22 protein-coding genes and 1 other RNA gene are annotated in these 25,530 nt (G+C 61.9%); 3 read left to right on the forward strand and 20 right to left on the reverse strand.

Going from position 1 to position 25,530, the window contains the following annotated elements; translation table 11 throughout:
* Window positions 1-48: 48 nt before the first annotated feature.
* From ACQKP1_RS12125 to ACQKP1_RS12210, 18 genes are all read right to left on the reverse strand, one after another.
* Window positions 49-813 (reverse strand): GGDEF domain-containing protein, encoded by a 765-nt coding sequence (locus ACQKP1_RS12125; RefSeq protein ID WP_427275415.1) that lies wholly within the window; start codon window positions 811-813, stop codon window positions 49-51.
* Window positions 814-971: 158 nt separating this feature from the next.
* The gene (gene murB, locus ACQKP1_RS12130) at window positions 972-1,946 is read right to left on the reverse strand and encodes a UDP-N-acetylmuramate dehydrogenase (RefSeq protein ID WP_427275416.1); all 975 of its coding nucleotides are present in this window, start codon (window positions 1,944-1,946) and stop codon (window positions 972-974) included.
* A complete protein-coding gene (gene murC, locus ACQKP1_RS12135; RefSeq protein WP_427275417.1) occupies window positions 1,947-3,359 on the reverse strand; it encodes a UDP-N-acetylmuramate--L-alanine ligase in 1,413 nt (470 codons plus the stop codon).
* Window positions 3,356-4,477: an undecaprenyldiphospho-muramoylpentapeptide beta-N-acetylglucosaminyltransferase gene (gene murG / locus ACQKP1_RS12140; RefSeq protein ID WP_427275418.1), complete on the reverse strand. Its 1,122-nt coding sequence runs from the start codon at window positions 4,475-4,477 to the stop codon at window positions 3,356-3,358. Before murG ends, murC begins: the two co-directional genes overlap by 4 nt.
* Window positions 4,478-4,483: 6 nt before the next feature.
* Window positions 4,484-5,638: a putative lipid II flippase FtsW gene (gene ftsW, locus ACQKP1_RS12145; RefSeq protein WP_203016628.1), complete on the reverse strand. Its 1,155-nt coding sequence runs from the start codon at window positions 5,636-5,638 to the stop codon at window positions 4,484-4,486.
* A 1-nt stretch (window position 5,639) separates the two neighbouring features.
* A complete protein-coding gene (gene murD / locus ACQKP1_RS12150) occupies window positions 5,640-7,049 on the reverse strand; it encodes a UDP-N-acetylmuramoyl-L-alanine--D-glutamate ligase (protein ID WP_427275419.1) in 1,410 nt (469 codons plus the stop codon).
* Window positions 7,050-7,056: 7 nt separating this feature from the next.
* A complete protein-coding gene (gene mraY / locus ACQKP1_RS12155) occupies window positions 7,057-8,157 on the reverse strand; it encodes a phospho-N-acetylmuramoyl-pentapeptide-transferase (protein WP_427275420.1) in 1,101 nt (366 codons plus the stop codon).
* A gap of 24 nt (window positions 8,158-8,181) precedes the next feature.
* On the reverse strand, window positions 8,182-9,615 hold the full coding sequence (locus ACQKP1_RS12160) for a UDP-N-acetylmuramoylalanyl-D-glutamyl-2,6-diaminopimelate--D-alanyl-D-alanine ligase (protein WP_427275421.1): 1,434 nt from the start codon (window positions 9,613-9,615) through the stop codon (window positions 8,182-8,184).
* The gene (locus ACQKP1_RS12165) at window positions 9,612-11,066 is read right to left on the reverse strand and encodes a UDP-N-acetylmuramoyl-L-alanyl-D-glutamate--2,6-diaminopimelate ligase (protein WP_427275422.1); all 1,455 of its coding nucleotides are present in this window, start codon (window positions 11,064-11,066) and stop codon (window positions 9,612-9,614) included. The genes ACQKP1_RS12160 and ACQKP1_RS12165 overlap by 4 nt, the downstream gene beginning before the upstream one ends.
* A gap of 59 nt (window positions 11,067-11,125) precedes the next feature.
* Entirely contained in the window at window positions 11,126-12,871 is a 1,746-nt protein-coding gene (locus tag ACQKP1_RS12170; RefSeq protein WP_427275423.1) for a peptidoglycan D,D-transpeptidase FtsI family protein, read from the reverse strand.
* Window positions 12,871-13,257, reverse strand: a complete 387-nt coding sequence (gene ftsL / locus ACQKP1_RS12175; RefSeq protein ID WP_006725932.1) for a cell division protein FtsL — start codon at window positions 13,255-13,257, stop codon at window positions 12,871-12,873. The genes ACQKP1_RS12170 and ftsL overlap by 1 nt, the downstream gene beginning before the upstream one ends.
* Window positions 13,258-13,259: 2 nt before the next feature.
* Complete coding sequence (rsmH, locus tag ACQKP1_RS12180; protein WP_427275424.1) at window positions 13,260-14,285, reverse strand: 16S rRNA (cytosine(1402)-N(4))-methyltransferase RsmH; 1,026 nt, start codon at window positions 14,283-14,285, stop codon at window positions 13,260-13,262.
* Between the two features lie 17 nt (window positions 14,286-14,302).
* The gene (gene mraZ, locus ACQKP1_RS12185; RefSeq protein WP_006725930.1) at window positions 14,303-14,740 is read right to left on the reverse strand and encodes a division/cell wall cluster transcriptional repressor MraZ; all 438 of its coding nucleotides are present in this window, start codon (window positions 14,738-14,740) and stop codon (window positions 14,303-14,305) included.
* Window positions 14,741-15,122: 382 nt separating this feature from the next.
* Window positions 15,123-15,521: RNase P RNA component class A (gene rnpB / locus ACQKP1_RS12190), an RNA gene on the reverse strand.
* 79 nt (window positions 15,522-15,600) lie between these two features.
* A complete protein-coding gene (locus tag ACQKP1_RS12195; RefSeq protein ID WP_427275425.1) occupies window positions 15,601-16,791 on the reverse strand; it encodes an NAD(P)/FAD-dependent oxidoreductase in 1,191 nt (396 codons plus the stop codon).
* A gap of 85 nt (window positions 16,792-16,876) precedes the next feature.
* The gene (locus ACQKP1_RS12200) at window positions 16,877-17,401 is read right to left on the reverse strand and encodes a lytic transglycosylase domain-containing protein (protein ID WP_427275426.1); all 525 of its coding nucleotides are present in this window, start codon (window positions 17,399-17,401) and stop codon (window positions 16,877-16,879) included.
* Between the two features lie 257 nt (window positions 17,402-17,658).
* The gene (locus ACQKP1_RS12205; RefSeq protein ID WP_427275427.1) at window positions 17,659-18,420 is read right to left on the reverse strand and encodes an N-acetylmuramoyl-L-alanine amidase; all 762 of its coding nucleotides are present in this window, start codon (window positions 18,418-18,420) and stop codon (window positions 17,659-17,661) included.
* Window positions 18,417-19,154, reverse strand: coding sequence for a J domain-containing protein (locus ACQKP1_RS12210; protein ID WP_203016642.1), 738 nt, complete (start codon window positions 19,152-19,154; stop codon window positions 18,417-18,419). Before ACQKP1_RS12210 ends, ACQKP1_RS12205 begins: the two co-directional genes overlap by 4 nt.
* Before the next feature lie 319 nt (window positions 19,155-19,473).
* Here ACQKP1_RS12210 and ACQKP1_RS12215 point away from each other — a divergent pair, with 319 nt between their 5' ends.
* The 3 genes from ACQKP1_RS12215 to ACQKP1_RS12225 all read left to right on the forward strand — a co-directional run bounded on the left by ACQKP1_RS12215 (window position 19,474) and on the right by ACQKP1_RS12225 (window position 22,468).
* The gene (locus ACQKP1_RS12215) at window positions 19,474-20,688 is read left to right on the forward strand and encodes a pyrophosphate--fructose-6-phosphate 1-phosphotransferase (RefSeq protein WP_427275428.1); all 1,215 of its coding nucleotides are present in this window, start codon (window positions 19,474-19,476) and stop codon (window positions 20,686-20,688) included.
* A gap of 45 nt (window positions 20,689-20,733) precedes the next feature.
* Window positions 20,734-21,369 (forward strand): LysE family translocator, encoded by a 636-nt coding sequence (locus tag ACQKP1_RS12220; protein ID WP_427275429.1) that lies wholly within the window; start codon window positions 20,734-20,736, stop codon window positions 21,367-21,369.
* A gap of 133 nt (window positions 21,370-21,502) precedes the next feature.
* On the forward strand, window positions 21,503-22,468 hold the full coding sequence (locus ACQKP1_RS12225; protein ID WP_427275430.1) for a lytic transglycosylase domain-containing protein: 966 nt from the start codon (window positions 21,503-21,505) through the stop codon (window positions 22,466-22,468).
* Window positions 22,469-22,477: 9 nt separating this feature from the next.
* Here the strand turns inward: ACQKP1_RS12225 and ACQKP1_RS12230 are convergent, their stop codons facing one another.
* Together ACQKP1_RS12230 and ACQKP1_RS12235 are read right to left on the reverse strand one after the other, a co-directional pair.
* The gene (locus ACQKP1_RS12230) at window positions 22,478-23,845 is read right to left on the reverse strand and encodes a serine hydrolase domain-containing protein (protein WP_427275431.1); all 1,368 of its coding nucleotides are present in this window, start codon (window positions 23,843-23,845) and stop codon (window positions 22,478-22,480) included.
* Window positions 23,846-23,935: 90 nt separating this feature from the next.
* Complete coding sequence (locus ACQKP1_RS12235) at window positions 23,936-25,504, reverse strand: putative bifunctional diguanylate cyclase/phosphodiesterase (RefSeq protein ID WP_427275432.1); 1,569 nt, start codon at window positions 25,502-25,504, stop codon at window positions 23,936-23,938.
* Window positions 25,505-25,530 lie beyond the last annotated feature (26 nt).

Consider the following 25,530-nt stretch of genomic DNA (forward strand, 5'->3'; position numbering starts at 1 on the left):
TGGCAAGAAGCCGATGAAAATACTGTAGAAGTTAACGGACGATCCGGATCATGCGCTCAATCGGCCGAGCTCGATGCCAACTTGACCGTCGTCAGGAATGGATGCGCTGAGAGGCATCCCCCGCAGCTCTTTTGCATGCACGATTCGATTCCGACCGCTGGCCTTCGCGAGATAAAGGGCGCGGTCGGCCCCTGAAAAAAGCTCGCTGAAGCCGAGCTCGGCCACGCCTTCGGCGACCCCGGCAGACACGGATATCGAAACGGGCCGCCCTGAAATTTCAAGACGCATCCCTTCCACAGATGCGCGGATCGCTTCAGCGATCTCCATCGCCTGCTCCGTCCCCTGCGCGGTCAAGAGCACGGCAAACTCCTCGCCGCCGATCCGGGCTATGGCCTCATCCGGGCCGAGCACAGTCGTCAGGCAGTTCGCCGTTTGGACGATAACGTCGTCGCCCGCTTTGTGACCGAGAGTGTCATTGACCGACTTGAAACGATCGATATCGAGCAGGATCAGAGCCACCGGCCCACGCGCGGCCTCGAACGTGTCGAGGAATGCCCGGCGGTTCATCAGACCGGACAACATGTCGGTTCGGCTCAACGTCTCGAAACGCTGGCGCGACACGCCAAGGTCATAGATCGCAAGGCCGACGACCGAATAGGCAATGACGGCAACGATAAAGGAAACCGGCGGCGTCAGCATGGTGGCAACGACGAGCGCCGGGCCGAGCGGATACGGCAGGAGCCCAAGACCGACGAGAATGAAGTGAGCGATAACGTTCAGGCCGTAAGCGAACACGGCGATCTTGGCTGCCATGGCCATAGCCTTCCACAGCACCGCCTGCCGCGAGGAAAACTCGCCAAGCGTGAGCTGCCGGATTACCCAGACATGCACCAGATCAAACATGAAACTCCCCGAACCTCCGGGGAGCCTAATCGAGCGAAGTTAAAACTTCGTAGGAAAAGGGCGCAGTATCAGGCCTCGACAACCCCCATGAACGGCTTCACCTCGCGGCCGGGCATGAAGATGCCGAGGCGCTTGATTTCCCATTCGAGCTTGATGCCTGCGGTCTCGAATACCCGCTGACGCACGGTCTCGCCAAGATATTCGAGATCGTAACCGGTTGCGTGGCCAACATTGATCATGAAATTGCAATGGAGCGATGACATCTGCGCACCGCCGATCATCAGCCCGCGGCAGCCGGCCTCGTCGATGAGCTCCCAGGCGGAATGCCCCTCCGGGTTCTTGAACGTCGAGCCACCGGTCTTTTCCTTGACCGGCTGCACCGTCTCACGATGGTGACGGACCGCATCCATGTCGGCGCGGATCTTCGCCTTCTCTTCCGGATAACCTTCGAAGAGCGCACTGGTGAAGATCAGGCCGTCCGGTGCTGACGAATGGCGATAGCTGTAGCCCATGTCGGCATTCGACAGGACGTGGACATTGCCCTTGCGATCGACGGCTTCGACCTCGATCAACCTGCCGGCCGTATCGCCGCCATTGGCGCCAGCGTTCATGCGGATCGCACCACCGATCGAACCGGGAATGCCGTAGTAGAAGTGGAATCCGCCGATATTGTTGTCCATCGCCATGGCAGCGATATGCTTGTCCGGGCAGATCGCGCCAGCTCGGATGCGGTTCTCGCCCGCAAGTTCGACCTGGCCGAACCCCTTGGCAGACAGACGGATCACGACGCCGGGAATGCCACCGTCGCGCACCAGCAGGTTCGATCCAACGCCGACGACCGTCAGCGGCACTTCTTCCGGCAGAAGCTTCAGGAAACTGGTGAGGTCGTCAACGTCATGCGGCTGGAACATCAGCTCCGCGAGCCCGCCGGCCTGGAACCAGGTGACCCGGTCCATCGGCGCATCAGGCGTCAGCCGCCCCTTGAGATCATTAACTTCAGGGCCGAGCGACGCCAGAAGCTTTTCCCCATCCACCTGTTTCATTCAAGACTTTCCCGCAATTGCATCTAATTCCGTCGGTAAGGCAGCAGCCCACTGGGTAATGTTGCCGGCCCCCAACAGGACCACGAAATCACCCGGTTGCGCAATGCCCGCGACGAGAGAGGCGAGCTGATCCGGCGCGGCCAAGTAGCGCGCATCGCGATGACCACCAGACTTGATGCGCGATACCAGCACCTCCGAATCGATGCCCTCGATCGGATCTTCGCCCGCAGCGTAAACCGGCGAGAGGAAGATCGTGTCGGCATCGTTGAAGCAGTTGGCAAAATCATCAAAGAGGCTGGCGAGGCGCGAAAAGCGATGTGGCTGATGCACCGCGATGATTCGCCCCTGACAGGCTTCGCGCGCCGCTCTGAGCACAGCCTTGATCTCCACCGGGTGGTGCCCGTAATCGTCGAACACCTGCACGCCATTCGATGTGCCCGTCAGGGTGAAGCGCCGCTTGACGCCACCGAAGCCGGCAAGCCCCTTGCGGATACCCTCTTCCGAAATGTCGAGGCGATTGGCAACCGCGATCGCTGCACAGGCATTCGAGATGTTGTGTCGACCCGGCATCGGCAGCACGAGATCCTTGAAGGTGAAGACGCGCCCCGTTCGGCGACGGCGGATCTCAACGTCGAAGATCGAGCGCGTGCCATCGAGGCGCACATTGGAGAAGCGCACGTCGGCCTGCGGGTTCTCGCCATAGGTGATGACCTTGCGGTCCTCGATCTTGCTGACCAGCGCCTGCACTTCCGGATGGTCGAGGCACATCACGCCAAAACCGTAGAACGGCACGTTCTCGACAAACTGCCGGAAAGCCGCCCGCGCATTGTCGAAGGTGCCGTAATGGTCGAGATGTTCAGGGTCGATATTGGTGACGACAGCGACGTCGGCCGGCAGTTTCAGGAAGGTGCCGTCGGATTCGTCCGCCTCGACCACCATCCACTCACCTTCACCCATGCGGGCATTGGTGCCATAGGCATTGATGATGCCGCCATTGATGACGGTCGGGTCGAGATTGCCGGCTTCCAGGAGAGCGGCAACCATCGAGGTGGTCGTCGTCTTGCCATGCGTGCCGCCGATCGCGATCGCATTGCGGAAGCGCATGAGCTCGGCGAGCATCTCGGCGCGCCGGACGATCGGCAGGAGCTTCTCACGCGCGGCAATCAGTTCCGGGTTGTTCTTCTTGATCGCGGTCGAGACAACAACGACTTCAGCGTCACCGAGGTTCTCGGCCTTGTGACCGACAAAGACTTCGATGCCCTTGGCGCGCAACCTCTGGACATTGGCGCTCTCGGACTGATCCGACCCTTGCACCTTGTGTCCTAGATTGTGCAGCACCTCGGCGATCCCGCTCATCCCGATGCCGCCGATCCCGATGAAATGGACGAGGCCGATGGTTTTCGGCATTTTCATTGTGTGGCTCCCTTCGACTGGGCAATGCCCTTGCCGGCGGCAATAGCCTCTACGAGGTCTGCGAGCAAGCCGGCAGCATCGGGCTTGCCCGTGCTTTTCGCAGCGGCCGCCATGGTTCCGAGCCGCTCCGGCTCTTCCATCGCTGTCGTCAGAAGGTCGGCAATGCGCTCGGCGGAGAGATCCGCCTGGGCAATCACCTGCGCCCCGCCTTGTGCCGCGAGCGCCGCTGCATTCGCGGCCTGGTCGTGGTCGAGCGCATGCGGATAGGGCACGAGCAGGCTCGGGCGACCGATCACCGCGAGTTCGGAGACCGTCGAAGCCCCGGAGCGGCAGATCACGAGATGGGCGGCTGCCAGCCGCTCCGCCATGTCGGTAAAGAATGGTGCCACATCGGCGCCAATGCCGAGCGTCGCATAGCTGTCGATCACCTTCTGGCGATCTTCCGGCCGCGCCTGCTGCGTCACGACCAGACGCTGACGCAGCGCATCGGGCAAAAGCCGGATGGCGCCGGGAATGGCGTCGGAGAAGAACTGAGCGCCCTGGCTTCCGCCAAAGACCACGAGATTGAAGGCTTCGCCGGCGCCGGACGCCACATAGGGCTGGGCGGAAGCCGCGATGACGGCAGGCCGTACCGGATTGCCGGTCAGCACCATCTTGGCCTTGTGTTCGCCGTCGGGCGACAGAAAACCACCCGCGATTGCCCGCACCCGTGAGGCGAGCAGCTTGTTTGCCCGTCCCATCACGGCATTCTGCTCATGCACCGCTGTCGGCACGCCGAGACCAGCGGCCGCGAAAAGCGGCGGAACGGTCGGGTAGCCACCAAAACCGATGACGGCCTTCGGCATCAAACGGGAAACAAGTGCCCGCGCCTCGCGATAACCACGCCACAGCGAGAGGAACGCCTTGACCACGGCGACCGGGGTCTTCGAGCCGATCGTCGCTGACGAAACGGTGTGAATCTCATCGGCCGGGAAGCTTGCCGCGTAACGTTCGGCACGCCGGTCGGTCACCAGATGAACGCTAAAGCCACGCGCCTTCAATTCATGCGCCAAAGCTTCGGCCGGAAAGAGATGGCCGCCGGTTCCCCCGGCGGCGAGCAAGACGATACCCTTGGTCATGACGCTTTACTCCGCAGGCACGCCCGCGACCGAACGGAACAGGCTGCGCTCCTGGGCGCGTTTTTCCGGACGGCGGCGGGTCAGCGCCAGGATGAAGCCGGCCGTGACACAGATCGCCGTCATCGACGATCCGCCATAGGAGATGAGCGGCAGCGTCATGCCCTTGGCCGGCAGAAGTTCGAGATTGACACCGATATTGATCATCGACTGAACGCCGAGCAGCAGCACGAGACCGGACACGGCGAGACGGTTGAAGTCGTTGCGCTCCTTGTAGGCATGGCTGAGGCCGCGCAGGACAAGGAAGGCGAAGATCGCGACGAGCACCATGCAGAAGACGATGCCGAATTCTTCGGCCGCGACCGAGAAAATGAAGTCGGTATGGCTGTCGGGAATGATGCGCTTGACGATACCCTCGCCCGGCCCCTGGCCGAACCAGTCGCCGCGAATGATGGCCTCGCGGGCGGTATCGACCTGGAAGGTGTCCCCCTCGCCGGTCAGGAACCGGTCGATTCGGCCGGCAACGTGCGGCAGGGTCATATAGGCCCCGAAGAAGCCAGCACCGCCGAGCGCGCCGAGGACCACGATCCACAGCCAGGGCATGCCGGCCATGAAGAACATCGCGCCCCAGACGCTGCCGATCAGGATGGTCTGACCGAGGTCAGGCTGGGCAATCAGGAGGGCGGCCGCGATGCCAAACAGCAGGATGGCAAAGAGATTGCCTGGAATTTCAGGCTGGCGGGCATGTTCGGCGAACAACCAGGCGCAGATCACGACGAAGGCCGGCTTCATGAATTCCGAAGGCTGGATCGACATGGAGCCCAAAGACAGCCAGCGCCGTCCGCCCTTGACCTCGAGACCGATGAAAAGCACCAGCACCATCATGATCAGCGAGGCTGCCAGAATCAGCATGGCCATGCGACGGACCTGACGCGGCGACAGAAAGGACAGGCCGATCATCACCCCGAGTGCCGGCAGCATGAAAAAGGCGTGGCGCTTGACGAAGTGGAAGCTGTCGAGATTAAGGCGTTCTGCAACCGCCGGTGAGGCCGCAAAAGAGAGCATCAGCCCGATCCCCATCAGGAGAACGAAGGTGATCAGGAACAGACGGTCGATCGTCCAGAACCAGTCTGCGACCGGCCCTCTCTCTACGCGGCTTACCATCTCAATTGCCTCCTGTCGGCAGGTCGATCAGCATCGTCACTCCGTCCAGATCTGCGACATGCGCAACAAAGGCGTCGCCGCGGACCTCGAAATTCTTGTACTGGTCGAAGCTTGCGCAAGCCGGTGAAAGCATCACGGCCGAAGCTTCGCCATCCCGATCGGCATCATGAGCGGCATGCGCCACGGCGCGCTCCAGGCGGTCCGAGATCTCATAAGCCACGCGGTCGCCGAGTTGAGCCGCAAAGGCCGACGCAGCCTCACCGATCAGGTAGGCTTTCACGATGCGCGGGAAGAGTGGTGCGAGGCTTGCGATGCCACCTTCCTTGGGCAGGCCACCGGCAATCCAGTAGATCCGCTCGTAGCTGGAAAGGGCCGGTGCCGCCGCGTCCGCATTGGTTGCCTTGCTGTCGTTGACGAAGACCACCTCGCCGCGACGCGCCACAGGCTGCATGCGATGCTTAAGGCCGGGAAAGCTCTGCAGTCCCTTGCGGATCTCGTCTTCGGAGACGCCGACCGCAAGGCAAGCCGCAATCGCGGCACAGGCGTTCTGGGAATTATGGCTGCCGCGCAGCGTCTGGATCCCGTCGAGATCGACCAGTGGCGCCGACGCTCCGTTCTCGGCCCGCATGATACGCGAGCCCTCGGCATAGAGGCCATCAGCGAGCGGCTGCCGCTTCGAGATCCGGATGACCTTGGTCCCTGCCCGCTCGACCCGGTCACCGATCAGCTCGCAATGACTGTCATCGGTGCCGATGATCGCGGTCTTGGCACCGGCGACCAGGCGTTCCTTCACATCGGCATAGTGCTGCATCGTACCGTGACGATCGAGATGATCGGGCGTCAGGTTGAGCAGGATGCCGGCGGTGGGATTGAGCGTCGGGGCAAGATCAATCTGATAGGACGAGCACTCGACGACGAAGAAGCGGCCATCCCGGGGCGAATCGAGCGTCAGCACGGCACGGCCGATATTGCCGCCAAGCTGCGTGTCGCGACCGCTTGCCTGGAGAATATGGGCGATGAGAGCGGTGGTCGTCGACTTGCCGTTCGTGCCAGTGATCGCGATAAACGGGCAATCGGGCGCATGCGCCCGCCGCTCGCGCACGAAGATCTCGACATCGCCGATGATCTCCACGCCAGCATTTCGGGCAAAGCCGACCGTCCAGTGCGGTTTCGGATGCGTAAGCGGAACGCCAGGTGACAGCACAAAGGACGCGACCGACGACCAGTCGATCTCGCGCAAGTCCCGGGCCGGTACGCCTTCGGCTTCTGCCCGCGCCACGCTGTCGGGATTGTCGTCCCAGGCAATGACATTGGCGCCACCGGCCTGAAGCGCCTTTGCGGTCGCAAGCCCGGACCCGCCGAGCCCGAACAGCGCGACGGTCTTGCCCTTGAACGTCGTGGCCGCGATCATCGCCGCCTCACCGCAGCTTCAGGGTCGAGAGGCCGAGCATGGCCAAGCCGACCGCGATGATCCAGAAGCGGATGACGACCTGGCTCTCGGTCCAGCCGAGCTTCTCGAAATGGTGGTGGATCGGCGCCATCAGGAAGACTCGCCTGCCGGTCAGCTTGAAATAGCCGACCTGGATGATGACCGACAGCGTCTCCATGACGAAGAGGCCGCCGATGATTGCCATGACGATCTCATGCTTGGTGGCAACAGCCACCGAGCCGATCAGACCGCCGAGCGCGAGCGACCCCGTATCACCCATGAAAATAGCAGCCGGCGGTGCGTTGAACCACAGGAAGCCGAGGCCGGCACCGATCACGGCGCCCAGCACCACGGCAAGTTCACCCGTCCCCGGCGTGAAATTGATCTGCAGGTAGTTGGAAAACACCGCATTTCCGGCGAGATAGGCGATGACGCCGAAGGAGGCAGCCGCGATCATCACGGGCACGATGGCAAGACCGTCGAGACCATCAGTCAGGTTGACCGCATTGCCAGCACCGACAATGACGAAGCCGCCGAACAGCACGAAAAAGATTCCGAGATCGATCAGGAAGTCCTTGAAGAACGGGAAGGCGATCGAGGAACCGAAAGTCGAGCCCTGCGGGCCGGAGCTGAGCGCCGTCGACATCATGAAATAGACCGCAATGCCCGCGATCAAAAACTCGATACCCAGACGCGCCTTGCCGGAAAAGCCCTTTTCCGTCTGCTTCGTCACCTTGAGATAGTCGTCATAAAAGCCGATCGCGCCGAAACCGAGTGTGACCAGCAGTGTCGCGACGACATAGACGTTCGAAAGATCCGCCCAGAGCAGCGATGACACGACGATCCCGGCGAGGATCATCAAACCGCCCATGGTCGGCGTTCCCGCCTTCTTGAAATGGGTTTGCGGTCCGTCGGCGCGGATCGGCTGCCCCTTGCCCTGGCGCACGCGCAAGGACGAGATGATGGCCGGGCCGAACAGGAAAACCACCAGTGCCGAGGTGAAGAGAGCAGCCCCGGTGCGGAAGGTGATGTAACGGAAGAGATTGAAAAACTGAAGGTTATCCGCCAGTTCCACAAGCCAGATCAGCATTGGAGCCCTTTCCAAAAGCCCGGATTAAAAGTGGCGCTCCGTGTCGGTGAATGCCGGATACTTGTCAAGCAGAGCCGATACGATCTTGCCGAAACCGATGCCGAGAGAAGATTTGACCATCACGACATCGCCCGCGCGGACCTCGGCGGTAACGAAATTCACGAGCTCCTCCGTGGTCTCGAGATAGACGACGTGAACCGTTTCCGGCAAGGCGTCGCGCAGCGCCACCATTTCCGGGCCCGCGAGCCAGACATGTTCGATACCGGCGGCCAAGAGAGGACCAGCAAGCTCGGCATGAACACTGGAAGCAAATTCGCCCATCTCCAACATGTCGCCGAGCACGGCGATCCGCCGCCCCTCGCCCGACGGCTGGGCCGATGCAAGCACGGCGATCGCCGCGCGCATCGAGGCGGGATTGGCATTATAGCTTTCGTCGATCAGCGTCAGGACGCCATCGGGCATCTGCAGCCTGTGCCGTTCACCACGCCCCTTGACCGGAGCAAGGTTTGCAAGGGCTTCGATCGCAGCGTCGATGTCGGCACCGACCAGCGAAACCGCCGCAAGAACGGCCATGGCATTTTCAGCCAGATGCCGCCCCGGCGCACCGATCGTCACTTCGCGCGTCTCGCCCCCGAAGGAGACCCAAACGGTGGAAAGTTCAGCAGCGCCATCGAATTCCGCGAGCCGGAACTCCGCCTTGGCATGCTGACCGAAACTATGGATGTTTTCGATACCCTGGGCGAGTGCCGCCTGTTCGAGGCGCTCATAATAGGGATTGTCGCGGTTGAGGATCGCGTCGCCACCATTGACGACACCCTCGAAGATCTCGGCCTTGGCGTCGGCGATCTCGTCGACGCTGGCGAAATTACCGAGATGCGCCGGCGCGATCGTCGTGATGACCGCCACATCAGGCCGCACCATGCGCGACAACGGCCCGAGCTCGCCGGAATGATTCATCCCAAGCTCGAACACGCCGTAACGGGTGTCGATAGGCATGCGGGCGAGCGTCAGCGGCACGCCCCAATGGTTGTTGAAGGAGGCGACGGACGCATGCACCTTGCCGGACGGCGCAAGTGTTGCGCGCAGCATCTCCTTGGTGGTCGTCTTGCCGACGGAGCCGGTGACCGCAATGACCGTCGCAGGCGTGCGGTCGCGGGCGGCCATGCCGAGCTTCTGCAGGCCGACGAGAACGTCTTCGACGACGATCATCGGGATTGTCAGCCGACCGAGCGCCGGCAATTTGGCCTCGCTGACAACGAGCAGGGCAGCCCCGTTGGCGATGGCAATGCTGGCATAGTTGTGACCATCGACGCGGTCGCCCTTGATGGCGAAGAAAGCTTCGCCGGGGGTAATCGTCCGACTGTCGATCGAAATGCCGGTGACACCTTCCGGCAGATTGCCAAAGGGTCTGCCGCCCATGGCGACGACCATTTCACGCGCGGTCCAGAGCAGGGTCAACGGTCAAACTCCTCCAAGGCTTTGCGGACTTCCTGACGGTCCGAAAACGGATGCGTCTCGGCTCCGACCGTCTGTCCTTCCTCATGCCCCTTGCCCGCAACGATCAGCGTGTCCCCGGTCGACATCATCGCGACACCCGCCCGGATGGCCTGGGCACGGTCCCCGATCTCGATACCCTTGGGCGTTGCCGCCATGATCTCGGAACGGATGGTCGCCGGCACTTCGGAGCGCGGATTGTCGTCTGTGACGATGGTGATGTCTGCGAGCCGCGAGGCGATCTCGCCCATGATCGGTCGCTTGCCCTTGTCGCGGTCTCCGCCACAGCCGAACACGACGATCACACGACCAGTCGTGAAAGGGCGAACCGAAGTCAGCACATTTTCAAGGGCTTCCGGCTTGTGCGCGTAGTCGACATAGGCGAGCGCACCGGCCTTGGTCTGGCCGACCAGCTCGAGGCGGCCGGAGGCACCCTTCAGATGTTCCAGCGCCTTCAACGCCACGGCCGGTGAAACGCCGGTGGAGATTGCAAGGCCGGCGGACACAAGCGCATTGGCGATCTGGAAATCGCCGGCGAGTGGAATGTGAACCTCATAGATGTCACCGCCATGATGCACTTCGGCGACCTGCTTGTGGCGGAAATGCTCGACCCGCTTGAGACTGAGGAAATCACCCTTGCGGCCGACGGTTCGCACTTCGTGGCCGCAGGCCTTGGCGGCCCGGATCGCTTCGTCCGACCAGGCGTCGTCTGCAAAGATCACCGCAGGCGCGCCCTTCGGCAGCAGCGTATCGAAGAGCCGCATCTTCGCCGCCATGTAATCTTCCATGGTCGGATGATAGTCCATGTGGTCGCGGCCGAGATTGGTAAAGCCGGCAGCCGACAGGGCGACGCCGTCGAGTCGGCTCTGGTCAAGGCCATGGCTGGAGGCTTCCATCGCAGCATGGGTCACGCCCTCATCGGCAAGTTCGCCAAGAAGCGTGTGAAGGGCCAGCGGATCGGGCGTGGTCAGCGAACCGTAATCGTTGCGCTTCGGCGATATCACGCCCGTCGTTCCGATCTGGGCGGCGGCATGGCCGGCTTCGGCCCAGATCTGGCGCGTAAAGGAGGCAACGGAAGTCTTTCCTGCGGTGCCGGTCACAGCGACCATGGTCTTCGGCTGGCGCCCGACGAGGCGGGCTGCGGCAAGCGCGAGGAAGCGACGCGGATGGTCGACGATGACGACCGGTACAGTCGCATCGAGCGCATGCGATGCCACCACAGCAACAGCGCCCTTCTCGACCGCCTGGGCGACATAGGCCGAACCATCGGCCTTGGAACCGGAAAGGGCGAAGAACACGGTGCCCGGCTCGACCTTGCGGCTATCGGCGGAAAGTCCGCGAACCTCGACGTCTGCAGCGCCACTGGCTGCCACCTGTTCCCCAAACTCCTCGCCAGCCAGTCCACCCAAAAGCATTTTGCAGTCCATCCTTGAGGGGCAAGTTGCGCGAATCGCCCCGCCTGTAGTCGATCTGATCAATAAGAGACGAGCAACGCTGAGCCGTCTTCCCCGTATTTGGGTTCTACACCAAGAATTGCGGCGCTTCTGCGGATGATCTCGCCAACGATCGGCGCTGCGGTCAGACCGGCGGTCCGGCCACCGCCCTCGCCCGTCTTCGGTGCGTCGATGAAGCTCAGCACGAGATATTGCGGGTTTTCGATCGGGAAGGCGGCGACATAGGAGTTGAAGTTCTGGTCGCTCGAATAGCGTCCGTTGACCACCTTTTCCGCCGTCCCGGTCTTGCCGCCGACATCGAAGCCCTCGACGAGCGCATGCCGGCCCGAGCCGCTCTTGCCGTTCAGCCAGAACAGATGGCGGATATCGTCGCTCGTCTGCTTCTTGATCACGACCTGCGCAATATCTTCAGCCTGTTCGCGCGTGCGGGTCAGGAAGGTCGGAGAGATAAGCTTGCCGCCGTTGACCAGGGCAGCGGCGGAGACGGCCGTCTGCAAGGGCGTGGTCGAGACCCCGTGGCCGAACGAGATGGTGATCGAATTGATCTGCTTCCATTCACGCGGCTGCGACGGCGTCTTCACCTCCGGCAGCTCGGTTTCCAACTTGGTCAACAACCCGATCCGCGTCAGGAATTCCTGATGCGCCGTCGTGCCGACCACTTCGGCCATGCGGGCCGTGCCGATATTGGACGAATACTGGAAGATTTCCGGAACGGTCAGGACGCGGTGCTTGCCGTGGAAATCCTTGATCGTGAACCGGCCGATTCGGATCGGATAGCGCGCGTCAAAGCTGTCCTTCATCGACACCTTGCCCGAATCGAGCGCCATGGCCGTCGTGAAGGTCTTGAAGGTAGAACCCATTTCGAACGTACCGTTCGTCATCCGGTTCATCCAGCCCTCCTGCGCGCCCTCCTGAGGCCGATTCGGGTCGAAATCGGGGATCGAAGACATCGCCACGACTTCACCGGTATGCACGTCGAGCACCACGGCCCCGGCCGCAATCGCCTCATACTTGGTGACCGCCGTGACCAGCGCATCACGCAGGATATTCTGAACCCGGATGTCGACCGACAGCTGAACGGGTTCCAAAGGCGTGTCGCTGGTCATGCCGAGCGCCCGCAGATCCGCCATGCCCTGGTTGTCGATATAACGCTCCATTCCGGCCATGCCGCGATTGTCGATATTGACGTAGCCGACGATATGCGAGGCGGTCGCACCGCCCGGATAAAAGCGCCGCTTCTCCGGACGGAAGCCAATGCCGGGGATACCGAGCGCAAGGATCTGGCTCTGCTGCTTCGGGGTCAGCTGACGGCGCAACCACTGGAAACGCGAATTCGACGAGAGCTTGCGATACGTGTCCCGGACATCGAGATCCTTCAAAACGGTCGCCAGACGTTCGACCGCCTCGTCCGCATCGACGATCTTGTGCGGTTCGGCAAACAGCGAAACGGTGCGAATGTCGGTCGCGAGCACTTCGCCATTGCGGTCGAGGATATCAGGGCGCGAGGCCATCAGGCGGTCGGCCGGCAGGATGCTGGACACGGTTTCCGGCTGCGCATGACCATATTGCACGAGACGTCCGCCGATGACGGCATAGGCGACGCAGAAGGTCGCGATCATCAGCCCGACGCGGGTCTTGGCCATTTCTGACTTGCGCTTGCCGGTACCCTTGAAGGTCGCGCCGTTCACGACGGCACCGCCGCGCTGCACATCGGTCGAAAAATGCGCCTGGCTCTTCAACAACATGATTCGCGAAAGAAAAGTCATCAGCGGTCCACCGATCCTGTCGTGATGAGGTCCTTGATGGGATCAGAGGGCGCCTCCGCGCTCACCGGCCCCTCTTCGCCTTCCGGCACAGGCAACTGATCCTTGAGCATGGGAAGCTCCATCGGCCGCGCCAACTGGCTGGGCTCCGTCGGCACAAGCTGCAGCTCGGCGGCGTAGGCCTGAACCAGGCGCTCGAGCCTGTTCGGCTGGGTGAGCAGCGCCTTGTCGGCCTTGAGGAGGTCGATCGTATCCTTCTCCAGCTTGATTTCGGCCTCGAGGCGACGGACTTCGGCCGCCTTGTTATCCGTGTTGTGTTTGATCTGGTAGGTCACGGTGGCTGCGGCCAGCATGGCTCCGATCATCAGGAAGTCGAAGGTTCTCAGCACTGTCAGCCTCCGATCTTTTCGAGAGTGGCAAGGTCAGGCAGATCGAAGATCGACATGTCGGCCCGCTCGGCGGGTGCCGAGGTGCGGATGCCGGCGCGCAGCTTCGCGGAACGGGCGCGGGGGTTCATCTCCGCCTCTTCTTCGCTGGCTGCCACCATGCCCTTGCCGACCGGTTCGAAGGTTGCCGGTCGCGCTTCGACCATGGGAAGATGGCGCGAGCCTGACGCCTTGCCGGACCGTTCGGAGAAGAATTTTTTGACGATGCGATCCTCCAGCGAGTGGAAGGTCACGATAACAAGGCGACCGCCTGGCTTGAGCGACCGCTCCGCCGCAAACAGCGCCTGCGCCAGTTCCCCGAGCTCGTCGTTGACGTAGATGCGAAGCGCCTGGAAGACGCGCGTTGCCGGATGGATCTTGTCCTTCGCCTTTCGCGGATTGACGGTCTCGATGAGGTTGGCAAGTTCGCGGGTTGTCTGGAAAGGCTCGACAGCGCGGCGCTTCTCGATGGCGCGGGCAATACGCCCTGCGTGTTTCTCTTCGCCGAGGAAGCCGAAGATCCGGATCAGATCGGAGACCTTGGCACGATTGACGACATCGGCTGCCGAAACGCCGGAGACGGCCATGCGCATGTCGAGCGGGCCGTTGCGCTGGAACGAGAAGCCGCGCTCGGCCTCGTCGATCTGCATCGAGGACACGCCGATATCGAGCACGACGCCGTCGAGACCGCCTTCCGGCGCGAACTCGGCGAGATTGGAGAATTCCGTGTGATGGAGGACGAGCCGACCACCGCTCGATTCGACCAGATCCTTGCCGCCGGCAATGGCGTTGGGATCGCGGTCGAGCGCAATGACATCGGCACCTTTGCCGAGGATGGCCGAGGTGTAACCACCCGCGCCGAAGGTACCGTCGAGAATGACTTTGCCGGGCTCGGGGTCAAGCGACTGCAGGACCTCCGAAAGAAGAACCGGAATGTGACGAACCGGTCCGCCATCGGCATCGGAAAAACCTTCGCCAAAGTTCGCCGCCATTCCGTTTCCCCGTCTTTCTATGTGCGCAGGCCTCGTTGCCTGACCACCTCTCTGGCTCGCGCCTGCGCCTCGTGAAACGCCTGCGGTTGCCACACCTGAAAATGATCCGAACGACCGACGAAACAGACCTCCGAGGAAATCCCCGTGAAATCCCGGATAAAATCCGTCACCGCCAATCGCCCTTCGGCATCGAGTCGCGCAAAGACGCCGCCACCATGAAGCAACAGCGACATCTCGTTCGCCTCCAACGCGAAGGGATCCTCGGCTGCCATCTTCCGCTCGTACCGCTCGAGCAGATCCGGACCACCGATGTTGACCGCCGGATAGACGAAATCCTGGAGACAATAAAGCTCCTGAATTCCGCGCTGCACCAGCACGGCACGAAACGCCGCAGGGACGGAAACCCGCCCCTTCGCATCGATCCTGTTTGTCGCGTTGGACAGGAAGCGGCTCATCACTGACAACCAGCCCCCCCTTGGATGCAGGGCCGATCAGAGACCCTGGAACACACCTGATTACGCCAACCGTCGAACCCGCAACACACCCGCCCGAAAGGCGAGAGGAAGCACCTGCTTCACGAGATTTCGGGGATGAAACGACCCCCGCAACGGCATGCGATTGGGATACCATGGGACAATATGGGCGTCAATGGGAACGGCCGGGATGAACCTCTTCCGCGATTCAAACATTGATAGGCGGTTAAGCTTAACGAATGGTTAGAAACCGCTGTTTTCCGACGCCTTTTCGCAGCCGGCTGCCGTGAACGTGATCCACGACGCAGAATAGCGAACCACCTGAAATTTCAGGTGGTTCGCCGAAAAGTCGAAAAAGGGGAAATTTACCAGTTGGCCTGTAAGCCGGGTTCTGTATGGCCCCGGTTTCCCGGAACGTGGCAGCCATTCATCTGGGACAGCGTTTACACGCTGCCTCGCGCAACCCACCCGGATGACTGGCCCGGAAACAGGCTGTAGCAGTACTTACGCACCACCCGTGTCATCCCTATTCGGTCTTGCTCCCGGTGGGGTTTGCCGTGCCGTCCCTGTTGCCAGCGACGCGGTGGGCTCTTACCCCACCCTTTCACCCTGACCTCGCAAGCGAGGCGGTTTGCTTTCTGTGGCACTTTCCCTGAGGTCGCCCTCGCCGGACGTTATCCGGCACCGTGTTTCCGTGGAGCCCGGACTTTCCTCACCCTACCGCCTTTCGGCATTGGTAAAGCGCGGCTGCCCGGCCAACTGGCAAGGGGTCCTTAACCGACCCTTGCCCCGAATGCCAACGAAAACCGTGCGCGGATGGCCACTTGGCCGCTTTTGGTGAATCAGTCTCTGAACACTGGCCGGAAGACGGCGCCATAGACATCGTCGACGATTCGGCCGTGTTGAATAAGCTCGGCACCGAGCCGTCCAATCTCGTCGGAACTCTTGGCCGCTGCACCGCAGCCGCCGGTCAGAACCGCGATGCGCTCGCTCGCAAAGCCAATGGCCGGATAATTTTCCGGCGTGAACGACGTGACGCAGGCCGCCATGGAAAGCGGCGCATCTGCAAGCGACGGCACGAGACGCGTGATGATCCGATGCAGGTGATCGCGCGTCGTGAGACGACCACCACGCCGGAACCAGGCGCGGATTTCCGGTTCGGCCTCCAACTGCAAATCATCCGGATCGCCGCCGATCTTCAGATAGGTCTTGCCATCGGGATAGCGCACCGGCGGCAGAAGATAGATGTGATCGACGGGATTTTCCGGCTGATGGATGAGCGACGGCATGCCGCGATAGGCTTCCAGCTCATCATCCGGGATTTCGAAGAAGGCCACAGTCCGCCCGAAGACCTTGAGATCGAGCGGTCGCGGGAGGAGGTTCTCATTTATCGAGAAGCCGCCTGCGGCTACCAGCACGCGTTCGGCCGAATAGACAGCGCCATCATCTGTGGTGACAATCGCGAAACCGTCCTCTTCCCTGACGGAGACCGCCGTTCGGCGGATAACCCTGGCGCCGGCCTTTTCGGCAAGCAGGCTCTGAGCCTCGACCAGCCGGCGCGGATTGACGTAGCCGGCATTGCTTTGCTCGTAGACACCTTCGCACTGCGCACCGAAATCGAAATAGCGGAACCGGGCCTTGAGTGCCGCATCCGACAGCATCTCGATGGACACACCGAGCTGTCTTGCCGCATCCTCGACCTGAGCGACATAGGGATCCGCCCCACCGCGCGCCGGTCCGACGATCAGGCAGCCGACCTCCTCGTAGAAGTCGATCCCGCTTTCAGCAGCGATCTCGCCGTAGCGCGCAATGGACCGGTTGGCGAGCCTTGCCCAGACGGGGTTCGCATCGATCGTCCTGGTGATCCGCGCCTCGTCGTAATGGCTGGCAAAGACGCCGTGATGGTTCGCCCAGTCCTTCGGCTCGTCGGGTCCGATGACGGCGACACCATCGCCCTGAAGCGCAAGATATCGGGCAGCAGCAGCCCCCATCATGCCTCGACCAACGACTATCGACTTGAACCGCTCAATCATGCGTCACCATCCTTACGTTGCGTCCGGTGATAGCATGACGAGCCCTCGTGTCCAGTCACAGGAACGGCAAGGGCACAGCTCTTTCTCAGTTTCCAATCAAGGCGATAACCTTGCCGCAATAGCGCTTGGAGATGGGGTTCATGCGCTTGGCGCCATGGCCGGCATTGTAGCGCAGGATGGTGCCGCAGGTCTCGCCGCCACCCAGCTCATGGGCCATCGAGAGATACTTCATGCCGTAGCGGATATTGGTCTCGGGATCGTAGAGACCCTTGGTCTTGCCGCGATAGCCCATGGCCCGCGCTGTCGCCGGCTTGATCTGCATCAGACCCACTTCGCCGGCACTGCCGCGCGCCTTGGGATTGAAATTGCTCTCGACGCGAACGACGGCATGGGCCAGATCGACCGGGACCCCGTAGCTCTTCGCATATTTCGTGATGATCGCGCTGTAGGGGCTTTTCGAGAAGGAGGGTGCGGCCGGATAACCGGCATCGCGGGTAATCGTCTTGAGGGGCTTTTTGAAGCGGCGCTCCTCGCTACCGGCAAGCGCGGACTGGGCGTGAGTCAACAGAAGGGCAATGCATGCCGCGGCAGCAACAAGTCGTCGTGTCATGAGAAGGTTCAGTCTCCAATCGAGCCACCGGAATCCACGCGCGTCAAAGCGGGCGCAGTTCAACGCCGCGAGCCCTCGTCAGGCCGCCAGTCCGGGTCTCTCAAGTTGATGTTTGCGCCAGGTCCGTCTGCGAACCTCAAGCGCCGTTCAGCCCGTCCCTTAGAGCGGCCCAATGAGGAATTCCTGTGGCACCGCAACAAATCGCTCTCCGGCGCGTTGATTTCGTTGGTCCAAAAACAGCGCAGGATGTGGCTTAATCAGGCGAAACGCGGCAGGGTGGTCAGGAGCTTGTGTAGGGTCTCGATGGTCGAGCTATCGGCAACACCGTCAACCTTGGCTTGCCGGAAATGCCGTTGAAACGCGGCGACAACACCTTCGGTCTGGGGGCTGAATTCACCAGAAATCTCAAGACCGTACCCGTAGAGCGACAGCATCGATTGCAGGGCCTCGACGGGCTGCCCGCGGTCGCCGCGCTGGAAGAAGCGTCCGCCGCCGATCGGAGCCGGTTCGACCCAGTGCCCGACCCCTGCCCGATGCAGCCGATCCCAGGGGAAATTTTCACCGGGATCGACCTTGCGAATGGGGGCTACATCGGAGTGGGCAAGCACCCTTTCGGGGGCAATATCGTGCCGTTTGACGCATTCGAGACACAATTCGATGACGGTTTCGATCTGCCGATCCGGGTAATCCGGAAGCCCGGCGGGATGGCCGGCATTGGCGATCTCGATCCCGATCGACCGGGAGTTGATGTCGGTCTCTCCGCCCCAGACACTCTTGCCGGCGTGCCAGGCCCGTCGATCTTCCGGCACCATCTGCACGACACGACCGTCCTCATGCACGATGTAATGGCTCGACACCTGGCTTTCGGGATTGCAGAGCCAGGCCTGAGCACCCTCGGCCGACGGCATGCCTGTGTAGTGGAGAAGCAGGATATCCGGACGGTCGATGCCCACCCGTTCATTGTGGTTGGGCGACGGTGAGACTTCCGCACCGCGATAATCGGCCTGGAAGGACGTCATGCGGCGCGGCGCGCCTTTTCGATCGCCGAATAGGCGGCGTTGAACTTCGCCATGCGGTGATGGGCAACGGCATGAAACTCGGTGGGCACGCCACGGGCATGCAGCCGGTCCGGATGATTTTCGGCAGCCAGAGCACGGTAGCGCTTCCGGATCGTCGCGAAATCATCCGATGGCTTTACGCCAAGCACGCCATAGGGATCGCCGTCCTGATGGATGTGCCGCTCGGTGATCGCCTCGAACCGCTCTTCCGAGAGGCCAAAGATCTCCGCGATACGAGCGAGGAAGTCGAGCTCCTTCTCATGCACAAGGCCGTCAGCCTTGGCGATATGGAACAGGGCATCGATGATATCCTCGAGCACCGGGCAGAAATCATCGCAAGTCCGGCACATGCCAGCGAGGTTTTTCGCATAGGTCTCAAAACCGGCGACGTCCTGGCGGGCGAGATTGTAAAGCCGGGCCACGTTGCGGGCCTCTTCTGGCGGGAATTCGAAAATCTTCCGGAAGGCCTCGACTTCGGCATTCGACACGACGCCATCGGCTTTCGCCATCTTCGCCGAAAGAGCGATGATCGCCACGGAGAAGGAAACGCGCCGGCGTGTTTCCGGGTCGCCTTCGAACATCGTCCGCACGGCCTCGACAATGCTGCCGATGACGTTGCCGGCCGCATCACCGACTGCGCCGAGCAAACGGTCCCAGAATGACGATATTTGTTCACAAGCGAAATCGAAGATCATGTTGAAAGCTTGACCAAATATACCCAGAAAAAGCAAGGAGTCGGGCCCGAAAGCGAGGATTAAAGTTTCTTCATCTTGAATCGGTTTCGCTGAACTCGCACTGCCCCGACGCCCGGCACGGGCTCCAATCGCTTATCCACAGAAGCCATCCCGTCACCCGGCCGCGATTGAAACGATTATATTCGGATTTGAAGCTCGCATGGCTGCGAAATGCCCGATTTCCTTGATTTTTTCGCTTTACACCCAGCCGCGCCTATCGCATCCATTTGCCACCTGAACACCCAAGTTGCACGGGCGATGAAGCGTCCGAGGAGGATCGATGGCCAAGCAGAAAGTCGCGATGTTGACCGCCGGGGGCCTTGCGCCCTGTCTCTCGTCTGCCGTGGGCGGATTGATCGAGCGCTACTCCGACATCGCACCCGAAATCGAGCTCATCGCCTACAAGTCCGGTTTTCGGGGACTGCTGATGGACTACAAGATCGAGATCACCAAGGAGATGCGCGAGAAGGCGCATGTTCTGCATCGCTATGGCGGCTCGCCGATCGGCAACAGCCGCGTGAAGCTTACCAATGTTGCCGATTGCGTGAAGCGCGGCCTGGTCAAGGAAAACGAAAACCCGCTGCGGGTCGCCGCCGAACGGCTGGCGGCAGATGGCATCACCATCCTTCACACCATCGGCGGTGACGACACCAACACCACCGCCGCCGACCTCGCCGCCTATCTCGGCGCCAACGGCTACGACCTGACCGTCGTCGGCATGCCCAAGACCGTCGACAACGACGTCTACCCGATCAAGCAGACGCTCGGCGCCTGGACGGCCGCCGAAGTCGGCGCCCGATTCTTCGACCATGTCTCCAACGAACAGAGCGCCTCGCCGCGCACACTGGTCATTCACGAGGTGATGGGCCGCCATTGCGGCTGGCTGACCGCCGCCACCGCCCGCGCCTACATGCAGCGCACGCAGCACAATGAATACATCGAAGGCTTCATGATGAACCAGGAGCTGAAGAACATCGACGGCCTTTATCTGCCGGAGACCCATTTCGACATGGAGGGCGAGGCCGCCCGCCTGAAGGACATCATCGACCGGACCGGCTTCGTCACGCTCTTCGTGTCGGAAGGCGCCTGCATGGACGAGATCGTCGCCGACCGGGAGGCCGCCGGCGAGGAAATCAAGCGTGACGCCTTCGGCCATGTGAAGCTCGACACGATCAATGTCGGCAACTGGTTCCAGAAGCACTTTGCCAAACTCCTCGATGCCGATCGCTCGATGGTGCAGAAATCAGGCTACTATGCTCGCTCTGCCCCCGCCAATTACGAAGACCTCCGCCTCATCCAGAGCATGGTCGATCTCGCCGTCGAAAGCGGGCTGAACAAAGTCTCCGGAGTCACCGGTCATGACGAGGACCAGGGCGGACGCCTGCGGACCATCGAGTTCCCGCGGATCAAGGGCGGCAAGCCGTTCGACCTCGGCACGCCGTGGTTCAAAGAAGTGATGGACTATCTCGGGCAGAAGTACCGCCCCATCCATTGACCTGACCGCCGAAAGCTGGCTTGCTCTTCTGGAGGAGTGAGTGTCATGCCCCATTCTACCTGGATCCTGTTCGCAGTCGTCGCCGCGGCCCTTCTGGTCGTGCCCGGCCGGTCCAAGCGCATGGTTTTGTCCTATGCGCTGGCCCATGGCCGCAAAAGCGTCTTCGCCACAGGAACGGGCGTTGCATTCGGCACCGCAGTTTCTGTTGCAGCGACGCTCGCTGTCTCCTGGCTGCTGATATCGCTGTCGGCGCTGACATTCTCGATCTTCCAATGGATTGGCCTGTTCTGGCTGATGCTCTTCGGGCTGGGCCTCGCGCGTGCGCCTGCCGGCATCGAACCGGTGGCCGACAACGACAATCTGCCGGAGGAGAAGCCGCTGCGCGTGATCGCGCACTGCTTCGAAAGCGAATCCCGTGATCCGCGCAGCGCCCTGCTCGTTGCCGCACTTCTGCCGCAATTCCTGACGCCGGCGGCTCCTTTTCTGCCGCAAGCGACCGCGCTTGGCGCGACCTTCGTCGCCCTCTCCGCCGTGTCCTGCCTCGTCTATGCACTCTTCCCCGAGCGCATCCGGAAAATCGTCAGAAAACATGCAGTTCGCCGCACCGCCAACCGGTCCGGCGGCACCGTCCTGATCGCTGCAAAGGCGGTTACGGCCGGCTATCGGAAGATCGCGGCCTGAGCCGCTGGACGCATCTGCGAAATGCCCCCGAGGTCGCAAGCTTGCCGCAATGCTGGGCATAGATTAAGAAACGGAAACGAACAGTCGGCTGATTTGCCGGTGACCTCGCGTGTATCTCGTAACGGATAGTGGCATGAACGTCAGAACTGATCGCGGCATCGCTCTCTGCATGGCTGCTTCACTGTTGGCTGGACTGGGTGGATGCACCGCGATCGATGAGAGCGTGAAGGCAGATCTTGCCGCCGCGCCGATTGCCAATCCGAAGTCTCCGGAAATGCAGGCTGCCATGGCGGCCGAAGCCGCAACGAATGGCACAGCTGCGCCCGATTCGGCAGCGGCGACACAGGCCGAGCTTGCAGCCGCAAACCCCGGTCCCGCGCCGATCATTCCCGGTACGGAAACTGCAGCGCCGATCCCGGCCCTCAAGGCCTCTGCCCTTTCCCCCACCACGCCGCAGACGGCAGCCACCGATGCTCTGGCCATGGTGACGACGCCGGCGACCACAGAGAGCCAGCAGATGGCCGTGGCAGCGGCATCCACCGAGGCAACACTCAGCCCACCCGCAGCAAGTGCGGCTCCCGCATCCGCCCCGACGGCTACTACGGAGCCTGCAGCGGCGAAGCCGCCGGTCGTTCTTGCTTACGCTGCCCCGCTGCGCGCAACGGCACTGACAAGTTTCGGCGATCCCTTCGACGTCTCGCCCCCGGGCGAACCGCCGGCACCCAACGCGGGACGCAAGCCGGACACGGTTGGCCCGACGCGGCTTAATGCGCTCATCGAGAAATATTCCAAGCTCTACGAGATCCCGACCGATCTCGTCCATCGTGTCGTTCATCGCGAGAGCCGCTACAATCCGGCCGCCTACAGCAAGGGCAATTACGGCCTGATGCAGATCCGCTACAACACGGCGAAGGCCATGGGTTACAACGGCCCCGCCGATGGCCTCTTCGACGCCGAAACCAACATCAAATACGCGGTCAAGTATCTGAAGGGTGCCTGGGTGGTCGCGGACAATGATCACGATCAGGCTGTCCGCCTGTATTCCCGTGGCTATTACTACGATGCCAAGCGCAAGGGCCTGCTGCACCTGACGCGTTGACCTCCGGGATCAGCGCAGTGCGTCTCGTACCGCCTGCAACAGTCTCTGCGGCCTGTAGTCGAGCCTACGCGGCGTCAGACCAAGCCTCACGACCACCAACCTCTCCGACGGAATGACGGCAATCGACTGGCCGTCATGGCCGAGCATCCAGAGGGTCTCTTCGGGCAGCGAAAAGCTGCTGTCCTTGTCTCCCGGACCATTCTGCCAGGCCTGCCCTCTCGTATAGGCGCCATTGGAAACGGCAGCCGGTTCGAAGATGCGTGCCATGATCGACGGATCGATAAGCTGTCGGCCGGACCAGCGTCCGTTCTCCGCAATCAGAAGACCGAAGCGTGCCCAGTCGCGGGCCGTTGCGTAGAGATAGGAACTGCCGACAAAGGTGCCGTTTGGATCCGCCTCGAGCACGGCGCTGCCCATGCCGATCACGTCGAACAGGGCCTCACGCGGATAGGCGAGCGCTGTCTCCCGGTCCGAGAAGCGCGCCATCCAGTAGCGCGAGATCAGCACCGTTTCGCCGGAAGAGTAGTTGAACCGCGTTCCCGGCTCCGCCGCGGGAGGCAGCGACGCCGCATAGGCGCCCATATCCCCTTCGAGATAGAGCATGCGCGTCACGTCGGTCACATCGCCATAACTCTCGTTGAAGCCGAGGCCGCTTTCCATGGCGAGCAAATCCGAAAGCGAAATCTCGCCGCGACTGTCACCGTTCCATTCGCCAAAGAGGCTCGTCGCACTCTCGTCGATCCGGCCCTCCTCCTTCAGGATGCCGATGAGCGCGGCCGTCACCGTCTTTGTCATCGACCAACCCAGAAGCGGTGTGTCCGCATTGAAACCCGGGCCATAGGCCTCACCGACGATCCGGCCGTCCTTGACGACGACGACTGCTCGGGCACTCGGTCCGAGAAGGTCGGCATCGGAGAGTATGGCATGCAGCCGCGGATCGTTCTCCGGCACTGCGTCACCCTCCGGCCAGGCCGCAGCCGTGTCCACCGAGGCGGCTTCGGCCGGCGGAGCAGACAGACCCCTCGCCGCCTCGATCGCAGAATCGCTCAAGGTCGCGCAGCCGATGCCGGTTCGATGCAGCGCGGTCGATGGTGCGACGAAGCCCAGCAGGGCAGTTTTCACGAGGCCCTGTTCGAGATCGACCTCCGCGCGCACGAGTTTCAGCAGCGGGTGTCCGGGGGCCTGCACATCATCGCGCAGCACCTCGTCGGCGTCGCGACCGGCGATGAAGACATTCGAGCAGACGATCTTCGCGGCATAGCCGGTGCCGACCCTGAGCAGTTCGGGCGGATACACAACGACCCAGGCTGCGGCCACCGCAATGATGCCGACCAGAGCCACCGCCACCCGAACGCCCCACGTCATCAGTTTCCGCATCAACCACTCCTCCTGTTGCCACTATCGAAGCAGGAATGGATGACAGGCGAAAGATGAGGATGTCGGATGCCTTAAGTTATCCCGCGACTTTCAACCGACAGGCGCTGCACGCTGCGCCAGGCGCGCCTGCAGATAGCTCAAGGCCTCCGCCGCAGCGAAGGGGCGCGAAAACAGGAACCCTTGAGCCTCGCCGATACCGAGACGCTTGATGAAGTCCAACTGGTTCTTGGTCTCGATCCCTTCGATGGTGGTCCGGATCTGGAAGGTTTCCGACAGCTTGTGCATGAGGTCGACGAGTTTCGCTCCCTGGCTGGTCTCGAGCATCTGGTTCGCAAAGGAGCGGTCGATCTTCAGTTCATCGAGCGGGAAGAGCCGGAGATTGTTGATCGACGAAAAGCCGGTGCCGAAATCGTCAAGCGCGATGCGCACGCCGCTCGACCTGAGCTCGGCGAGACTGCGGCAAACAAGATCAATGTCGACGGAAAACACCGCTTCGGTCACTTCGATCGTCAGCCGCTCGGGCGAGAGCCCTGTTTCCACCAGACAATCAAGGATATGCGTGACGAAGTTCGGATCCTTGAACTGATCGCCCGACACGTTGACGCTGACCCCAGTCGGTGCCGGCCAGGTTGCAGCTGCAGCGCATGCCTGCTGCACGACCCATTTGCCGATCACCTGGATGATGCCGGTCTTTTCTGCGAGCGGGATAAAGATGTCGGGTGTGATCAGTCCCCTCTTCGGATGGCGCCAGCGCAGCAGCGCCTCCAGCGAACGCACATCGCCATTCTCCACAGCGACGATCGGCTGGTATTCGAGATAGAACTCCCCGTCGACAAAGCCGCGCGAAAGGTCGCGTTCGAGTTCAAGCCCTTCCTTCACTTCGCGGGCGAGACCTTCATCGTAGAAGGCATGGGCAGGCCCAAAGACCTCCTTGGCGCGGTAGAGGGCAAGATCAGCCCGCTGCAAGACGGCTGCGACCTCCCTGTCCTCGGCCGACATGTGGGTTGCACCGATACTGACACCGGCCATCACGCGGCCCTGCTCCAGTATGAACGGTTCGGCGAGCGCGGCTTCGATCGCCAGGCAGACGAACTCCGCCACGGGGCGGCGTAGCGCTTGCGGCAGGATGACGGCGAACTCGTCGGCCCCGAGACGAAAGAGCTGCGCGCCCTCGCCCGAAGCCTGACGCAAACGATCGGCCACGCCGATCAGCAGTGCATCGCCAGCCGCATGTCCGAGCGTATCGTTGACATATTTGAACCGGTCGAGATCGATGAGCAGAAGCGTCCCGCGCGAAGGACCTCGTGCCACCATCACGGCTTCGAGCGCTTCATTCAGCGCCTGACGGTTGCCGAGGCCGGTCAGGCCGTCGAAACGCGAGGCCGCTTCGAGCGCCGTCGCACCGCCTTCGAGGTGGCGGATACGCTCATGCAACATCGCCTCCCAGGACGCGATTCGCCATCCGACCGCGGTACCGACAAGCGGCAGACTGATGGCTGCAAGCGAGGTCCATTCACTGAGGAAAGCTGTGGAAAGAGCATTAAATCCGGACTGCGCCACAACGGGCAGAGCCATGGCGGCCGGCGCTGCAGCACCACCCACAAATCCGGCAAGTCCGTAACGCAGTCGCCTCCCAAACGGGATTTCACTTAACATCATGTTAAACACCCCTAAAATAACTGAGG

Origin of the sequence: Allorhizobium sp. NPDC080224 (assembly GCF_050281005.1) — a bacterium.
Classification (GTDB): domain Bacteria; phylum Pseudomonadota; class Alphaproteobacteria; order Rhizobiales; family Rhizobiaceae; genus Allorhizobium.

Bases quoted from the DNA above. Each gene is read 5' to 3' on its own strand.
- ACQKP1_RS12125 (WP_427275415.1), bottom strand. From the start codon at position 813: ATGGCAGCCAAGATCGCCGTGTTCGCTTACGGCCTGAACGTTATCGCT.
- murB (WP_427275416.1), bottom strand. From the start codon at position 1,946: ATGAAACAGGTGGATGGGGAAAAGCTTCTGGCGTCGCTCGGCCCTGAA.
- murC (WP_427275417.1), bottom strand. From the start codon at position 3,359: ATGAAAATGCCGAAAACCATCGGCCTCGTCCATTTCATCGGGATCGGC.
- murG (WP_427275418.1), bottom strand. From the start codon at position 4,477: ATGACCAAGGGTATCGTCTTGCTCGCCGCCGGGGGAACCGGCGGCCAT.
- ftsW (WP_203016628.1), bottom strand. From the start codon at position 5,638: ATGGTAAGCCGCGTAGAGAGAGGGCCGGTCGCAGACTGGTTCTGGACG.
- murD (WP_427275419.1), bottom strand. From the start codon at position 7,049: ATGATCGCGGCCACGACGTTCAAGGGCAAGACCGTCGCGCTGTTCGGG.
- mraY (WP_427275420.1), bottom strand. From the start codon at position 8,157: ATGCTGATCTGGCTTGTGGAACTGGCGGATAACCTTCAGTTTTTCAAT.
- ACQKP1_RS12165 (WP_427275422.1), bottom strand. From the start codon at position 11,066: ATGCTTTTGGGTGGACTGGCTGGCGAGGAGTTTGGGGAACAGGTGGCA.
- ACQKP1_RS12170 (WP_427275423.1), bottom strand. From the start codon at position 12,871: ATGACTTTTCTTTCGCGAATCATGTTGTTGAAGAGCCAGGCGCATTTT.
- rsmH (WP_427275424.1), bottom strand. From the start codon at position 14,285: ATGGCGGCGAACTTTGGCGAAGGTTTTTCCGATGCCGATGGCGGACCG.
- mraZ (WP_006725930.1), bottom strand. From the start codon at position 14,740: ATGAGCCGCTTCCTGTCCAACGCGACAAACAGGATCGATGCGAAGGGG.
- ACQKP1_RS12195 (WP_427275425.1), bottom strand. From the start codon at position 16,791: ATGATTGAGCGGTTCAAGTCGATAGTCGTTGGTCGAGGCATGATGGGG.
- ACQKP1_RS12200 (WP_427275426.1), bottom strand. From the start codon at position 17,401: ATGACACGACGACTTGTTGCTGCCGCGGCATGCATTGCCCTTCTGTTG.
- ACQKP1_RS12205 (WP_427275427.1), bottom strand. From the start codon at position 18,420: ATGACGTCCTTCCAGGCCGATTATCGCGGTGCGGAAGTCTCACCGTCG.
- ACQKP1_RS12210 (WP_203016642.1), bottom strand. From the start codon at position 19,154: ATGATCTTCGATTTCGCTTGTGAACAAATATCGTCATTCTGGGACCGT.
- ACQKP1_RS12215 (WP_427275428.1), top strand. From the start codon at position 19,474: ATGGCCAAGCAGAAAGTCGCGATGTTGACCGCCGGGGGCCTTGCGCCC.
- ACQKP1_RS12220 (WP_427275429.1), top strand. From the start codon at position 20,734: ATGCCCCATTCTACCTGGATCCTGTTCGCAGTCGTCGCCGCGGCCCTT.
- ACQKP1_RS12225 (WP_427275430.1), top strand. From the start codon at position 21,503: ATGAACGTCAGAACTGATCGCGGCATCGCTCTCTGCATGGCTGCTTCA.
- ACQKP1_RS12230 (WP_427275431.1), bottom strand. From the start codon at position 23,845: ATGCGGAAACTGATGACGTGGGGCGTTCGGGTGGCGGTGGCTCTGGTC.
- ACQKP1_RS12235 (WP_427275432.1), bottom strand. From the start codon at position 25,504: ATGATGTTAAGTGAAATCCCGTTTGGGAGGCGACTGCGTTACGGACTT.